The 14,836-nt window shown below is 61.8% G+C and carries 16 protein-coding genes; 5 read left to right on the forward strand and 11 right to left on the reverse strand.

All coding sequences use genetic code 11. From position 1 onward, the window contains the following. Positions 1-11: 11 nt before the first annotated feature. Both KVQ74_RS22485 and KVQ74_RS22490 read right to left on the reverse strand, forming a co-directional pair. Positions 12-269: a DUF2790 domain-containing protein gene (locus tag KVQ74_RS22485; RefSeq protein ID WP_217833571.1), complete on the reverse strand. Its 258-nt coding sequence runs from the start codon at positions 267-269 to the stop codon at positions 12-14. A gap of 183 nt (positions 270-452) precedes the next feature. Continuing rightward, entirely contained in the window at positions 453-1,166 is a 714-nt protein-coding gene (locus tag KVQ74_RS22490) for a murein L,D-transpeptidase catalytic domain family protein (protein ID WP_217833572.1), read from the reverse strand. Between the two features lie 149 nt (positions 1,167-1,315). Between KVQ74_RS22490 and KVQ74_RS22495 the strand changes: the two genes are divergently transcribed. Continuing rightward, complete coding sequence (locus tag KVQ74_RS22495; protein ID WP_217833573.1) at positions 1,316-2,920, forward strand: L,D-transpeptidase family protein; 1,605 nt, start codon at positions 1,316-1,318, stop codon at positions 2,918-2,920. Between the two features lie 19 nt (positions 2,921-2,939). Here the strand turns inward: KVQ74_RS22495 and KVQ74_RS22500 are convergent, their stop codons facing one another. Both KVQ74_RS22500 and KVQ74_RS22505 read right to left on the reverse strand, forming a co-directional pair. After that, positions 2,940-3,455, reverse strand: a complete 516-nt coding sequence (locus tag KVQ74_RS22500) for an HvfX family Cu-binding RiPP maturation protein (RefSeq protein WP_217833574.1) — start codon at positions 3,453-3,455, stop codon at positions 2,940-2,942. Positions 3,456-3,512: 57 nt separating this feature from the next. Continuing rightward, a complete protein-coding gene (locus tag KVQ74_RS22505) occupies positions 3,513-3,716 on the reverse strand; it encodes an HvfA family oxazolone/thioamide-modified RiPP metallophore (RefSeq protein ID WP_217833575.1) in 204 nt (67 codons plus the stop codon). Positions 3,717-4,602: 886 nt separating this feature from the next. Here KVQ74_RS22505 and glsB point away from each other — a divergent pair. Together glsB and KVQ74_RS22515 are read left to right on the forward strand one after the other, a co-directional pair. Further along, positions 4,603-5,511: a glutaminase B gene (glsB, locus tag KVQ74_RS22510; RefSeq protein WP_217833576.1), complete on the forward strand. Its 909-nt coding sequence runs from the start codon at positions 4,603-4,605 to the stop codon at positions 5,509-5,511. Between the two features lie 114 nt (positions 5,512-5,625). Continuing rightward, a complete protein-coding gene (locus KVQ74_RS22515) occupies positions 5,626-7,128 on the forward strand; it encodes an aldehyde dehydrogenase family protein (protein WP_217833577.1) in 1,503 nt (500 codons plus the stop codon). A gap of 65 nt (positions 7,129-7,193) precedes the next feature. On the opposite strand, the gene KVQ74_RS22520 is transcribed toward KVQ74_RS22515, so the two are convergent. The 3 genes from KVQ74_RS22520 to cynS form a co-directional block, all read right to left on the reverse strand. Next, entirely contained in the window at positions 7,194-7,853 is a 660-nt protein-coding gene (locus tag KVQ74_RS22520; RefSeq protein ID WP_217833578.1) for a carbonic anhydrase, read from the reverse strand. Between the two features lie 11 nt (positions 7,854-7,864). After that, a complete protein-coding gene (locus tag KVQ74_RS22525) occupies positions 7,865-8,101 on the reverse strand; it encodes a DUF2790 domain-containing protein (protein WP_217833579.1) in 237 nt (78 codons plus the stop codon). 79 nt (positions 8,102-8,180) lie between these two features. Beyond that, positions 8,181-8,648 carry a cyanase gene (gene cynS, locus KVQ74_RS22530; RefSeq protein ID WP_217833580.1) on the reverse strand — a complete coding sequence of 156 codons (468 nt, stop codon included), beginning with the start codon at positions 8,646-8,648 and terminating at the stop codon, positions 8,181-8,183. 119 nt (positions 8,649-8,767) lie between these two features. Here cynS and cynR point away from each other — a divergent pair, with 119 nt between their 5' ends. Then, entirely contained in the window at positions 8,768-9,655 is an 888-nt protein-coding gene (cynR, locus tag KVQ74_RS22535) for a transcriptional regulator CynR (protein WP_217833581.1), read from the forward strand. 121 nt (positions 9,656-9,776) lie between these two features. Here the strand turns inward: cynR and KVQ74_RS22540 are convergent, their stop codons facing one another. The 4 genes from KVQ74_RS22540 to KVQ74_RS22555 form a co-directional block, all read right to left on the reverse strand. Continuing rightward, positions 9,777-10,106: a hypothetical protein gene (locus KVQ74_RS22540; RefSeq protein ID WP_217833582.1), complete on the reverse strand. Its 330-nt coding sequence runs from the start codon at positions 10,104-10,106 to the stop codon at positions 9,777-9,779. A gap of 175 nt (positions 10,107-10,281) precedes the next feature. Continuing rightward, positions 10,282-10,572, reverse strand: a complete 291-nt coding sequence (locus tag KVQ74_RS22545; protein WP_217833583.1) for a hypothetical protein — start codon at positions 10,570-10,572, stop codon at positions 10,282-10,284. Between the two features lie 45 nt (positions 10,573-10,617). Beyond that, entirely contained in the window at positions 10,618-11,121 is a 504-nt protein-coding gene (locus tag KVQ74_RS22550) for a GNAT family N-acetyltransferase (RefSeq protein WP_217833584.1), read from the reverse strand. Between the two features lie 46 nt (positions 11,122-11,167). Beyond that, positions 11,168-13,111 (reverse strand): DNA topoisomerase III, encoded by a 1,944-nt coding sequence (locus tag KVQ74_RS22555; protein ID WP_217833585.1) that lies wholly within the window; start codon positions 13,109-13,111, stop codon positions 11,168-11,170. A gap of 286 nt (positions 13,112-13,397) precedes the next feature. Between KVQ74_RS22555 and KVQ74_RS22560 the strand changes: the two genes are divergently transcribed. Next, on the forward strand, positions 13,398-14,798 hold the full coding sequence (locus KVQ74_RS22560; RefSeq protein WP_217833586.1) for a serralysin family metalloprotease: 1,401 nt from the start codon (positions 13,398-13,400) through the stop codon (positions 14,796-14,798). The last annotated feature ends 38 nt before the right edge of the window (positions 14,799-14,836 follow it).

Genomic DNA, 14,836 nt, shown 5'->3' on the forward strand with positions numbered 1-14,836 from the left:
GACGCTTCGCCTTAGTTGTCATTGGTGCAGCCGCTGCCTTGCACTTGATAGTCCAGCACATGTTCACGGCCCTGGCTGTCGAGATAATTGAGCCGCGCGGGGATCACGCCGCAGGCCTGGGAAATATCGGTGCTGGAGAGCACTTTGTCGACATCCAGATGCACGAAGAAACCGGGTTTGTCATGAATGACGGCAGTGTCCGGGGTGGTCGCGGCGAATACCGAACCACTGGCGAGGAGGGCGGTGAAGGCGAGGATCAGGGTTTTCATGATGGAGTACTCGGTAGTCTGAAGAGGATCGGCGTTCTGGCCGGGACAACTTCAGGCTACCGAGCGATTCGCTCGCTAAACCGACAACTCGATTACAAATCTGTAATGAAACGGGGACGAGTCAATGCTGTTGATCGTTCCCACGCAGAGCATGGGAACGATGTAAGGAAACGGTTGTGTGGTTCAACTGCCGTGGGTGCTGAGGATGCTCGCAATCTGTTGCGGCTGGCAGTTGAGATACGGCGAGGTTTTCAGCCAGCGCTGGTCGGGATACCAGGAGAACATGAACTGGCCGTTCTTCAGGCTGTCGATCACCCGCCGGGCGATTTGCGGGCGTACCGCCGGGCAGCCCTGGCTGCGTCCGATGCGCCCCTGGCGCTTGCTCCACAACGGATTCACGTAATCGGCGGCGTGAATCACGATGGCGCGGTCGCGGGCCATGTCATTGAAACCCGGCTCCAGACCGTCCATGCGCAGCGAGTAACCGTGGGTGCCTTCGTAACTTTCCTGGGTACGGAACAGACCGAGGCTGGACTGGAAACTGCCTTCTCGGTTGGAGAACTGCGTGGCGAAGTTTTCCCCGGAGTTCGAACCGTGGGCGACCAGATCACGCAGCACCAGTTTCTTGCGGGTCAGGTCGAAGATCCACAGGCGGCGCGCGGTGGACGGCTGCGAATAATCGATGATCGCCAGGTGGCGAGACTGTTTGGCGCCGTTGTTGATCGCACATTGCATGGCGTTCAATGCGCCTTTCAGCGCCTGGGGATTGAGTTCCGGTGCGGCGTGCGCGAGGCTGGTGTACAAAACCGGCGAAGTGGTGCCGGCGGCGAAAACCTGACTGGTCACCAGCCCGACGGCGGTGGCAGTCAACAAAAGTCGGCGCAAAAACGTCAACATTTAGAAAGTGTCCTCATCTGTTGCTCATTGGCACTTTGGCTCCTGACGTCCAGTCGTCCCCGGCAGGCCCGAGAATCGAGCCTGACTGTTCACCGCACCTGATGTAAGGTTGACCACTATCAAGGTGGCCATGGATTGGAGTAAAGCAGTTGTTCAAAAAATGCGCATGTTACTTGAGCATTTGTTTGCTCGCAGCGCCGTTGGTCGCGACCGCCGAAGCGCCGTTACCGCCGCTGGAAACACTGCCGGCGCCATTGCCGGTCGAGCCGCAGAGCCCGTTGCAAGCCGTGTTGATCGGTCTGCCGCAGGCGTGCCCGGGCGTTGCCGCGAACCTCAACGGCCCGGCGCTTGAACAATTGCAGGCGTTCTATCAGCAACAGGACTGGTTACCGGTATGGGCGCAGAGCCAGCAATTACCGGCCTTGCAGGCGCAATTGCAACTGCTGGCCGACGACGGCCTGAACCCGAAACGCTACCCGGTGGCGGCCAGCGCACCACAGGACGGCGAGCTGTGCGCCGACATCGAAATCAGCCGCTATTACCTGCAAGCCTTGCAGGATTTGCACTACGGTCGCCTGCTGCAATCGCACTTCGAGCCGCTGTGGCATTCCGACGAAACGCCTCGTGACCGCCAGGCCGAACTGCTGGCGATCGCCGTGCCGGGGATGCATGACATTGCAGCTGCCTTCGACCTGGCCCGCCCGCGTCTGGCGCAATACCAGAACCTGCGTCACCTCTACGCCGCGCAACGCTTGCAAGCCCTGCCGCACTGGCAGTCGGTCGGCAACGGGCCGCTGCTGCGTCCGGACATGGAAGATAAACGCGTGCCGGAACTGGCGCTGCGCTTGTACAGCGAAGGCTATCTGAGCAGCGCGGTCGGCACTCCGGACAACGCGTATCACGGCGTACTGGTCGAGGCGGTGAAAAGCTTCCAGGCCAATCATTCGTTGCAGGCCGACGGCGTGGTCGGGCCGGGCACCATCGCCGAACTCAACATCAGTCCGTTGACTCGCCGCGAACAACTGCGGGTCAACCTCGAACGTTTCCGCTGGCTGGCCCAGGACATGGAGCCGGATGGTCTGCTGGTCAACGTTGCCGCCGCCGAACTGACCCTGTATCAGGACGGCCTGCCGGTGTGGCAGACCCGCACCCAGGTCGGTCGCGCCGAGCGCCAGACTCCATTGCTCAAATCCCGGGTCACGCGCCTGACCCTGAACCCGACCTGGACCGTGCCGCCGACGATCTGGAAGGAAGACAAACTGCCGGAGATCCGCAAGGACCAGACCTTCCTCAGCCGGCAGAACCTGCAGGTGCTGGACGCCAACGGCCAGCCACTGGCCGCAGCGGACATCGACTGGGACAACCCCGGCAACATCCTCCTGCGCCAGGACGCCGGCCCGCGCAACCCGCTTGGGCAAATGGTCATCCGCTTTCCCAACCCGTTCTCGGTGTACCTGCATGACACGCCGAGCAAGGCGCTGTTCGACAAAGGGCCGAGGGCGTTCAGTTCCGGTTGCGTGCGGGTCGAGCATCCACTGAAACTGCGCGACTTTTTACTCAGCCCGGCAGAAAAAGCCCGCACCGACACCTTGCTCGCCAGCGGCACCACCCACGAGTTCCGCCTGAGCAATCCAGTGCCGATCCTGATGACCTACTGGACCGCCCAGGTCGACAACCATGGCCGCGTGCAATACGCCCCGGACATCTACAGCCGCGACACCGCGCTGCTCGCCGGGCTGGACCGGGTGCACTGAGTTTTACCGAGGGTGTCGTTCAACGGTTGGCGCGCTTCCAGAACAGCCGCGCCAGCCACGCATCCACACTCAACTTCCCGGCCCCGGCGAATACCAACGGCACCATCGCGGCCAGGTAGATCGCCGGCAACTTGAAATTGCCGAAGCCCTTGTTGGTGATCGCATAACCCTGGGCCAATTCGCTCAACGACGACCAGTCCGCCGGCCAGTGAACGGCAGCGGTGGCGACGATGGTCACGACAATCAGCGAAATCGCCGAAATCCGCGTACCGAAGCCGATCAGAATGGCCAGGGCACCGATCAACTCGGCCCACATCGACAGCTCCCAGTTCAGCGTCGCCGGCAGGTGGTCGAAGGGAAACGGGAAGCGCTCCTGGATATCCTCGAACCAGTTCTGGCCATTGAATTTCTCCAGACCCGATTCGAAGAATTCCCAGGCGATGAACAGGCGCAGGGTCAGCGGCGCGAGCCATTGACCTGCGCGATCCAGGTTGAAGTGCAAGCCTTTGACGGCGGAGGAGAGGGCAGTGGTCATGGGGTGAACTCCATTCAATCAGAGAGAAACGGGACACCGAAGCGTCCCGTACACGGGTTACTCGCTGGCGCCACACTTGCCTTCGCCGCATTTACCTTCCGAGGACTTTTCCCCGCTGTCGGATTGCGCCTGAGCCTGGCTGTAACCGTGATCCAGCGGCTTGACGCTGAACGCTTCGGCGGCCGATGCCGCGTTGGACAAAGCCAGACCACCGGCAAGCAGCAGGCCGAGGGTCAGGGACGTTTTCGAGAGCTGGGTCATGGTGAATCTCCGTTGCATCAAATGAGTTGAGAGGCTGTACCGGCAGTGCCGATCGACAGGTTCATTTGACGCCCGGGGTGTATCGGGGATGTGTCGCGGGGGAGGGGGATTTATCGGGATCGTGTGTCTGCGGCTGGGGTGGATACAGTGCGATACATGGCAGAGGAGGCTGTTGAAACCATGGGTTCAGATAATTCTCCAGCACCCTCAGAATCGCGGCCCTCACCCTAGCCCTCTCCCAGAGGGAGAGGGGACTGACCGGAGTGGCCGAAAAGAATATGTACACCCGCCAAAACCCGGTCGGCCCGAAGGCCGCCTTGCGGGCACGCCCACTCCCACAGAAAAGCCAAAGCACAAGCACAAGCACAAGCAAAAGCCAAAGCCAAAGCCAAAGCCAAAGCCAAAGCCGTCCGCCCCTGCTTCTCACCACTCAACACAATGAGCGTTAGCTCGAGTACCGCTCTTGATCTTGCCGTGCCGGCCCCTTCGGCAGGCTGAGTGGAGGGATTTATCCGGGGGTGGGAGCGCAGCGACCGTTTGGCGCAGCCAAACACATCGAGAGGAGGTGCAGCGAAGCAAACCGTAGGCGATGCCCCCCGGATGAGTCCCGGAACGAAGGGACGCCGAGCCTAAGCGAGGGGCCGTACGCCGGGGCAAAGCCTTTTGGGTTACCTTTTTGGCGTCTGAAAAAGGTGACTCGCCGTCAGGGCGAAACCGCCAGCAAAAACACCCGCAGAAACGGATATACACCCCAACCCCCCCAAAAAAAACCTGTCGGCCCAGAGGCCGCAGCGCCCACCAAAAACCAGTGTGATCCAACCCCCGAAAAAAGCGTCTAGCCACCGTGTCCCCGCAATCCCACCGGGGCGAAACTTCGGAACCCGGCATGCAAGCCCTGTTGAACGAAATCCTTGACGCCGTCCGGCCCCTGATCGGGCAGGGCAAAGTGGCTGACTACATCCCCGCCCTCGGCACCGTCCCGCCCAACCAACTGGGCATTGCCGTCTACGGCAACGACGGCGAAATGTACTGCGCCGGCGACGCCGACACCCTGTTCTCGGTGCAGAGTATTTCCAAGGTATTTAGCCTGGTGCAGGCCATCGAGCATTCCGGCGAGGCGATCTGGGAGCGTCTGGGCCACGAGCCGTCCGGCCAGCCGTTCAACTCGCTGGTGCAACTGGAATTCGAGCGCGGCCGCCCGCGCAATCCGTTCATCAATGCCGGGGCGCTGGTGATCTGCGACATCAATCAGTCACGGTTCGCCGCGCCAGCGCTGTCGATGCGCGATTTCGTCCGGCGCCTGTCGGGCAATCCGCAGGTGATGGTCGACGGCAAGGTCGCCGACTCCGAATACCTGCACCGCGCGCGCAACGCGGCGATGGCTTATCTGATGCAATCCTTCGGCAACTTCCACAACGACGTCGAAGCGGTGCTGCGCAGCTACTTCAGCCACTGCGCCCTGCGCATGAGCTGCATCGATCTGGCCCGCGCATTCTGCTTCCTCGCCAACGACGGCTACTGCAAACACAGCGGCGAACAGATCCTCACCCCGCGCCAGACCCAGCAAGTCAACTCGATCATGGCCACCAGCGGCCTCTACGACGAGGCGGGCAACTTCGCCTACCGCGTCGGCCTGCCGGGCAAGAGCGGGGTCGGCGGCGGTATCGTCGCGGTGGTGCCGGGGCAGTTCACCGTCTGCGTGTGGTCGCCGGAACTCAACGCGGCGGGCAATTCGCTGGCCGGCATGGCGGCGCTGGAAATGCTCAGCTCGCGGATCGGCTGGTCGGTGTTCTGACAGACTCCCCGGATAAGGCGGGAAGAGCGCCACTCCCCCGGAGGATCTGTGTTGCCTTGGGGGAGGGCATTGCTATACATTTTTCGGCCGCTTCTCACAGGATGAATCCGCTCCATGTCTCTCGCGCTTGAACGTCTCGTCGCTGGCACGCCTATCCCTTTCGCTGGTAACCGCGTCACCGTGGTCAGCCCCGAACTGGCTGAGCGCTTCCGACCCGGCGATCACCTGCTGGTGGAGCAGGTCAGTGGCGAGCTGTTGCTGATTCCCGTGGCCGATCAACAGGCGGCAGCCGTGGCGATCGAACGCGCCGCTGCGGCGTTCACGGCGTTGTCGGCGGTGTCCGACGAGGCCATCAGCCGCTTCTTCGATCTGTTCGCCCAACGTCTGGAAACCCCGGATGCCTGGGCGCTGATCGAAGCCGCCAACCTTGCCGACATCGAGCGCGCCAAGGCGCGCGGTCGCTCCACCACCCGTTTGCTCGCCGATGAACGCATGCGCCGCGACATGATCGCCGGCCTGCGGGCCTGGCGTGATGCCCCGGCCACGCGCGGCAAGGTCATCAGCAGCGTCGAGCACGATGGCTGGAAGGTCGAGCAGGTGGTGTCGCCGCTGGGCATCGTCGCGTTTGTGTTCGAAGGTCGGCCCAACGTCTTCGCCGATGCCGCTGGCGTGTTGCGTACCGGCAACACCGCCGTGCTGCGCATTGGCAGCGATGCCCTGGGCACCGCTCAAGCCATCGTCACCCACGCGCTGAACCCGGCGCTGGCCGATGCCGGTCTGCCGGCGGGCGCGGTGTCGCTGGTAGAGAGCGTCAACCATGCCGCCGGTTGGGCGATGTTTGCCGACCGGCGCCTGTCGCTGGCAGTTGCCCGAGGCTCGGGCCGCGCGGTCAGTCAGTTGGGCAGCATCGCCCAGCAGGCCGGCACCGCCGTCAGCCTCCACGGCACCGGTGGTGCGTGGCTAATCGCCGACCGCGAGGCCGACGCTACACGCTTTGCGGCGGTGGTGCGCAACTCCCTGGATCGCAAGGTCTGCAACACCCTCAACGTCTGCCTGATCCAGCGCGAGCGCGCGGCCGAACTGGTGCCGCTGTTCCTCGATGCCTTGCAGCAGGCCGGCACCGCACGCGGTCAGGGCTGCAAGTTGCACATCGTCGAGGGCAGTGAAAGTTGCCTGCCGAACGAATGGCAAAGCGCGACGGTCGAGGTCTATCGCGCCGAAGGCTACAAGACCGAAGCGCAGGCCGAGCCATTGCCCGAAGCGCAGTTGGGCCGCGAGTGGGAATGGGAAGAAACCCCGGAAGTCAGTCTGATGATTGTCGACGATCTGGATCAGGCGATTACCCTGTTCAACCGCTACAGCCCGCAGTTCACTGTGTCGCTGATCAGCGAGAACGCAGCGGAGCAGGAGCGTTTCTACAGCGCGGTCAACGCGCCGTTCGTGGGCAACGGCATCACCCGTTGGGTCGATGGTCAGTACGCGCTGAACAAGCCGGAACTGGGGCTTTCGAACTGGGAGAGCGGGCGGTTGTTCGCCCGTAGCGCGATTCTCTCCGGTGACGGCGTGTTCACTGTACGCAGCCGCATGACCCAGATCGATCTTGGCGTGAAGCGCTGAATTCAGCGTGCCTGTGGCGAGGGTGCAAATGCCCTCGCCACGGGTAATCGTCCCGCCCAACCTGTTCAGGCAGCATCGAGCGATGTTGCCTGAACCGCGCAGGTTGCGGGCTGCTGCGCCAGTGACACAAAGGTGCGCCGGTCGGCGCTCAAGGCGTCGATCGAACCGGTTTCGATGTCGTACACCCAGCCATGCAGGTTGAGCAGACCTTTCTCCTGCGCCAGGCGTACGCTTGGATGCGTCTGGATATTCGCCAGTTGCGCGATCACGTTTTCCCGCACCATCGAACTCAGTCTGGCCGCGTCATCGGCGTGAGGCCGCGACTCATTGACCACCTTCGCCGACTCGGCGTGTTGCAGCCAGCCGCTGACGGCGGGCAGGTGATCCATGCATTTGCATTGGGCAATCGCAGTCATCGCACCGCAATCGGAGTGGCCGCAGATCACGATATCGGTCACGCCGAGTACCGCCACCGCATATTCCACCGTCGCCGAAACCCCGCCTGGATGCGGGCTGTAGGACGGCACGATATTGCCCGCATTGCGAATCACGAACAGCTCGCCGGGCTCTTGTTGAGTCAGCAGTTCCGGCACGACACGGCTGTCGGAACAGGTGATGAACAAGGTTCCCGGTTGCTGGGTGGTGGCCAGGTGTTTGAACAGTTCGGTGCGTTGCGGGAACGCCTCGCTCTGAAATTTCAGGAAGCCTGCGATCAGGTTTTTCATGGTGTGTCCTCTCAGTTCGAGCAGCCGCTGCCGAATTCGCTGTACTGCAAAATGTGTTTGGCACCGTCGCTGTCCAGGTAGGTCATTTCGACCGGAACCACGCCGCAGACATCGGCAACCGGGGTGATGCTGATGACTTTGGCAATATCCAGATTCATTCCGTAGCGATAGGCGACAGCTTCCTCGGCGGCGTGAGCCTGGGTGCTCAGGCCGGCGATCAGGGTCAGGGTCAGCAGAATTTTTTGCATGGGGCAGCCTCCAGACGAATGTGGTGACAAGTGCAATCGAGATTGGGTGAGGCCCGCACGGCGTGCGGGCCGGGATGAATCAGAACGGACGCAGTGGCAGGAACTTGCCGTCGAGGGTGACTACGGCACGGGAACCGCCTTCAGGGTCTTCGACTTTCTTGATGTCGAGCTTGAAGTTGATCGCGCTGATGATGCCGTCGCCGAATTGTTCGTGGACCAGGGCTTTGAGGGTGGTGCCGTAGATCTGGATCATCTCGTAGAAGCGGTAGATGGTCGGGTCGGTCGGCACACCGCTGAGGCTGCCGCGCAGCGGGATGATTTGCAGGGCGGCGATGTCGGTGGTGTCCAGTTCCAGTTTGTCGCCGACCACTTGGGCGGCGGCTTGCGGCAGAGGATGCTGGCCGAGCAGGGCGGCGGTGACGTAGGCCAGGCTCAGGCCGGTGTCATCCGCCAGATCCTGCCACGACAGATTTTTGCGGGCCTTGGCGTCCAGGGCGCGGGTGGTCAGAGCGAGGCTGGCATCGTTGTAAGCGTGGGACTGTTGCATGGTGTCATTCCTATCGGAGTTGGCTTGCGGTGTGGGTTCATCTTCTGCCGATTGATCCATAGCGTCCAAGATCGATATACAATGCAAAGCATAAGTAACACCTATAGATAGGGTGCCCGATGCTGCTTCGACACTTGCGTTACCTGCTGGCCGTGGCCGATCACGGCGGCTTCACCCGCGCGGCCGAGGCGCTGCATGTGTCGCAGCCGACCTTGTCGCAACAGATTCGCCAGCTGGAGGAAAGCCTCGGGGTGAACCTGTTCGACCGCACTTCGCGTTCAGTCAAACCCACCGATGCCGGCGAGGCTTACATCGAATGTGCGCGGCGGGTGCTGGTGGAGCTGGAGGCGGGCAAGCGTGCGTTGCATGACGTGAGGGATCTGTCTCGCGGCAGCCTGCGCCTGGCGATGACGCCGACGTTCATGGCGTATCTGGTCGGGCCGCTGGTGCGTGATTACGTGGCGCGCTTCCCTGGGATTCGCCTGCAGATTTTCGAACTGTCGATGGACGACATCGAGGCTGGGCTGGCGGACGACTCGCTGGATATCGCGATTGCCTTTACCCCGGTGCGCAACCCGGAGATCGAGTGCATTCCGGCGTTTGTCGAGACGCTGGGGATCATGGTCGGGCGTGAGCATCCTTTGTACGACAGCACTTCAGTGCTGACGCCGCGCGACATCGCGCAACTGGACTTCGCCCTGTTGGGGCCGGATTTCATCACGCGGCTGTCGATTGATGAGTATTTTCGTCAGCACGGCATCACGCCGAAAGTGCAGATCGAGGTGAACTCGGTGAGCACGTTGCTGGAAGTGATGCGTCATGCGCCGATCGCGACCATGTTGCCGGAGGCGATTGCCACGCAGGATCGGGCGTTGCGCAGGCTGGCGTTGCAGAGCGAGGCGCCCCAGCGAGGGGCGGCGTTGTTGCGGCGCAAGAACAATTACCACAGTGCGGCGGCGGTGGCGTTTCTGGAATTGGTGTTAAGCCGGGAGCAGCCGTCACCCTGACCCTCTCCCAGAGGAAGAGGGACGGATCTAACCGTCACCACAAACTTTTCAGGCGAATAAAAAAAGGGCCTGCTTCCATTACAGAAGCAGGCCCTTTTTATATATATAGAGAACTTACAACTCAGCAGAACCGATCAATCACCCGAACTTCGTTCTTGTTCTGCATCGAGTCCCACGCCTGTTTCAGCGTTTGCAGAACATTACCGATGAAGTCCTTGTCGGCTGCGGCTTTCTTGCCGACATAGCCGTGGCCGCGACGGTACATCTTCAGGCGGGCCAGCAGGTTCTGGTTGTTCCGGTCGAACTCTTCTTCACCAGCGTGGGGCGACAGGCAGTCGATATGCACCTGACCCGACTTGCTGATCCACAGAATATGGCTGTCGAGCGTGTCTTTCTGCGCCGCGAACATACGAGCCAGTTCTTCGATAGTAGGTTGATTGTTCAGATTCATGATTTTGCCCCTTGACCAGTCTGGTGATCTTTCAAAGTTGATTCGCTAATACAGGTAGCCCATCGGTTAGTTGATCCCTGGCACCGAAACCAGGACGTCAGCGGTCGCCCGTGATAAGTACGGGGTCATGCATCTGTTGCATGTAGTCGTGTTGAATAACTGCTACGCAATAGCGTCACAACGAGGAGAAGCAGCGAAAACCGGGAGGCTCCTTGACGACGTTTTCAGGGTCGACCACAAGCGTCTTGAGAATTTTCGCCAGCGCTTCTCGTCCTTGTACTGGACGTTCAGGCCAGGTCAGCTTCTTCAATCTGCCTTGTGGGCAGCGTGTATCCGGAAAAAACAGCTCGGCGGTCAGACGAGCTTGCTCAAGCGTGTTACCAGTGCTCCCGATCGGGGAGACGTCTGCATCATGCAAAAGCAAAACGATGCCGTCAACGGTTTTGTAGTGATTATTTTTGAGCACTACATATTGTCGGACAAAGTCATTCTGGAATGAGAAAAGTTCCGCTCAAACGGCGGAGGAAGGGCTGTGCAGGCAGTAGAACGTACACGGATAGCCGTCTACGAGCCGTTGCTGCAAGGTGAATTCGCCGCCGCTCAGCACCGGGATGAGTCCGGCCCAGAAGCGCCGGGCCGGTACGTTGGTGTCGATATGGAAAATCTGCCATCGACCGGGGAAACGGCTCAAGAGGGCAGAGATGACAAACTGCGCGACGCCTTGGCCACGGAATTTTCGGCTGATGAAGAAATAGCCGATGTTGTGCTCGGCGCCTTCGATGTGAATGTGGTCATCCACGGTCACGAATCCCGCCAGTTCGCCGTCGACCCTGATCAGAAACGGCCGGGTCGCCGGGAGGCGCCAGTAGTCGTCCTTGAACTGGACGCGGAAGAAACCATGTTCCGCCAGTTTCAGCGGCAACCATTCGCTGAAGTCGTACAGGTAGAACTGCATCAGGTTTTCGATGGTGTCCAGTTCGTCGCGCTGGGCAGCGAGCAGTTCGATGTCGGCCATGCCGGGACTCCCGAAAGGATGCACCTTGCACAAACAGTAGCGCGTTTTAACCGGCCTTCGGTTTCGCCGTGCGTTTGCCGGTGGCCGGAGTTTTGCGCCGGGTGGATTTGCGCTTGTTTTTCCATGGCGCGGCAGCCTTGCCGGCGGGAGGCGGGCCGCTGATGCTCAGGCTCAGTCCGGCACACCGAGCCACTTGCTTGCTCATCCAGGCTGCCTGTTTGGTGACGAATTCTTCCAGGCTCATTTCGCCGCTCTGCACCATGTCCAGCGCCTGCTCCCAGATCGCCGTGGTGCCGGGATCGGCGATCGCACGGGGCACCGCGTCGATCAGGCTGAACGCCGCGGGTGTCGCGGCCAGCGCCTTGCCGTTCTTCACCAGATAACCGCGATCGAGCAGGCCCTGGATGATCGATGCGCGGGTGGCTTCGGTGCCGATGCCGGTGGTGTCCTTGAGTTTCTGCTTGAGCAGCGGATCTTCCACCAGTTTGGCGACGTTCTTCATCGCCTTGATCAGATCACCTTCGGTGTAGGGCTTGGGTGGTTGCGTCCACAGATCCTTGAGCTTCACGTCGGCCACCGCGCACTCGGCGCCCTGGGTCAGTGTCGGCAGGGTTTGCGGTGCCGGTGCTTCACGGCCCTTGGCTGGCGCCAGGGCTTCGGGCAGGGCGCGTTTCCAGCCCGGTTCGATGATCTGCTTGCCCACCGCGCGCAGGGCTTCACCGGCGCAGTCGAAATCCGCCTGGGTGCGGTCGTATTCATGGTTGGGCAGGAACTGCGCCAGATAGCGCGCGCGAATCAGCGTGTAGACCGCGCGATGCTTGCCGGTCAGACGTTCAAGGTTTTTCGCGGCGGCGGTGGGGATGATGCCGTGGTGGGCGCTGACCTTGGCGTCGTTCCAGGCCCGGGAGCGACGCTGCGGTTCCAGATGCCCGTGCAGTGCTTCAAGGCTCGGGTCGGCCTGACGCAGCGCCGCGAGAATTCCCGGTGCCTCGCTGTGCTGGCTCAGCGGAAGGTAGCCGCAGTCGCTGCGCGGGTAAGTGATGACTTTGTAGGTTTCATAGAGCGCCTGGGCGATGTCGAGGGTTTCCTGGGCGCCGAGGCCGAGTTTCTTCGAGCAGACCTCCTGCAGGGTGCCGAGGTCGAAGGGTAGCGGCGCCACTTCGCGTATGCGTTCGGTGCGTAGCTTGACCACCCGGGCGCTGGCGGCGTTGCTGATCGCTGCCGCCGCTTGCTGAGCCAGCGCCTGGTTGAGACAGCGATCCTGATCGTCACAGGCATCGCCCGGCGCCCGCCACTGAGCGGTGAATGGCGTGCCGTCGTGGAGCAATTGCACATCGACGGCCCAATACGGCACCGGGACGAAATCGGCGATGCTGCGATCACGATCCACCACCAGCCGCAGGGTCGGCGTCTGCACCCGGCCCACCGGCAGCACACCCTGATACCCGGACTGGCGGCCGAGCAGGGTGAACAGACGGCTCATGTTCATCCCGATCAGCCAGTCGGCCCGGGAGCGTCCCAGCGCCGAGTGATAGAGGCTGAACGTCTCGGCGCCCGGCTTGAGCGCGGCAAGGGCCTTGCGGATCGATGCCTCGTCCAGCGCCGACAGCCACAGGCGCCGGATCGGCCCGCGATAGCGGCAATGCTCCACCAGCTCCCGGGCGATCATCTCGCCCTCGCGGTCGGCGTCGGTGGCGATGATCAGTTCGCTGGCTTCGCCGAGCAGACGCTTCACCGCTTTGTACTGGCTGGCGGTGCGCGGCTTGACGGTCATTTTCCATTTGTCGGGGATGATCGGCAGGTCCGCCAGCACCCAGCGCTTGTAGCGGGCGTCATAGGCGTCCGGCGGGGCGGTTTCCAGCAGGTGGCCGACGCACCAGGTCACCGTGACGTCCGTCCCCAGCCAGCAGCCGTCGCCTCGGCGCCGGGCACCGAGCACAGCCGCGATATCCTTGGCCTGGGAGGGTTTTTCACAGAGGTACAGCCGCATAACCACCATCGTCGATCATTGCCCGCAGAGGTGCACAGAATGGCCGGAGTCGGGCGCCGGAGCAACTTTTATCTGTATGGATATACAGATAAAAGATTGCCGGTGATGTCGTGGCAAACCGGGACAGGGTGTCGGGCTATCGAGAAATTGATTGGCGCCTTTCTGGTCGGCCATGTCAGGTTCACCCCGCCTTCCGGTCTCCGTGAAGGGCGAGTGACAGGACGATCTCGCCAGAAGATCGCGTGGTCTGTCGGACACTGACTACTTTGAAACAAGGACGTACACCATGCTCCGAGTGAAATCCAAGGCCTACGACGAAGTCGACACGTTCAGCCATTTGTATGACCGTGGCGGCAATGCAACCGTCAACGGCAAACCGTCGTTCACCGCCGATCAGGCCGCTGATGAAATCCTGCGCAAGGGCCTGTCGTGGCAGGACAAGAACGCTGACGGCAAGATTGATCTCAGCTACAGCTTCCTGACCGGGAAACCGGCGAACTACAACCCGAAACTCGGCAACTTCAGCGAGTTCAGCGCGCTGCAAAAAGCCCAGGCGGTGTTGGCGATGCAATCGTGGTCGGACGTGGCCAATGTGACCTTCAGCGAAGGCAGCGGCGGCGACGGCCACATGACGTTCGGCAACTATGACGTCAGCACCGGCGGCGCGGCGTTTGCCTACCTGCCGGGCGGCAGCAGTTATGACGGCCAGTCGTGGTATCTGATCAATGACCAATATCGGGTCAACGAGACGCCGGGCACCAACAACTACGGGCGCCAGACCCTGACCCACGAAATCGGTCACACCCTCGGCCTGTCGCACCCGGGCGCCTACAACGCCGGCAACGGCAACCCGACCTACAACGACGCCAAGTACGCCGAAGACACCCGTGGCTACAGCCTGATGAGCTACTGGAGCGAAGCCAACACCGACCAGAACTTCAGCAAGGACGGCAGCGGCGCCTATGCTTCGGCGCCGTTGCTGGACGACATCGTGGCGGTGCAGAAACTCTATGGCGCCAACCTGGACACCCGTGCCGGCGACACCGTTTACGGGTTCAATTCCAACGCCGAGCGGGATTTCTACAGTGCTACATCGAACGCCTCGAAAGTGGTGTTTTCGGTGTGGGACGGGGGTGGTAACGACACCCTGGACTTCTCCGGTTTCAGCCAGAACCAGAAGATCAACCTCAATGAAGGTTCGTTCTCCGATGTCGGCGGGCTGGTAGGCAACGTGTCCATCGCCTACGGCGTGACGCTTGAGAACGCCATCGGCGGTTCGGGAAATGATCTGCTGATCGGCAACGCAGCGGCCAACGATCTGGTGGGCGGGGCGGGCAACGATATCCTCTACGGCGGTGGCGGCGGTGATTCGCTGTGGGGCGGCGAGGGCGCCGACACCTTCGTGTTCGGTGCGGCCAGCGATTCGACCATGACCGCGCCGGACTGGATCATGGATTTCACCAGCGGCCTGGACAAGATCGACCTGTCGGGCATCGCCGGCTTCGCCAATGGCTCGGCGACGCTGAATTTTGTCAGCGGCTTCACCGGGCACGCGGGCGACGCGATCCTTACCTACTTCGAGCAGACCCATCAGACCAGCCTGATGATCGATCTGACCGGACAGGGTTCGGTGGACTTCGCCGTGGGCGTGGTCGGGCAGGCGGTGGCGACTGATATTGTTGCGTGATGCCCGCTAGAGCGGCCCTCTCCCTTTGGGAGAGGGCT

The organism is Pseudomonas botevensis, from assembly GCF_019145475.1.
GTDB classification, from domain to species: domain Bacteria; phylum Pseudomonadota; class Gammaproteobacteria; order Pseudomonadales; family Pseudomonadaceae; genus Aquipseudomonas; species Aquipseudomonas botevensis.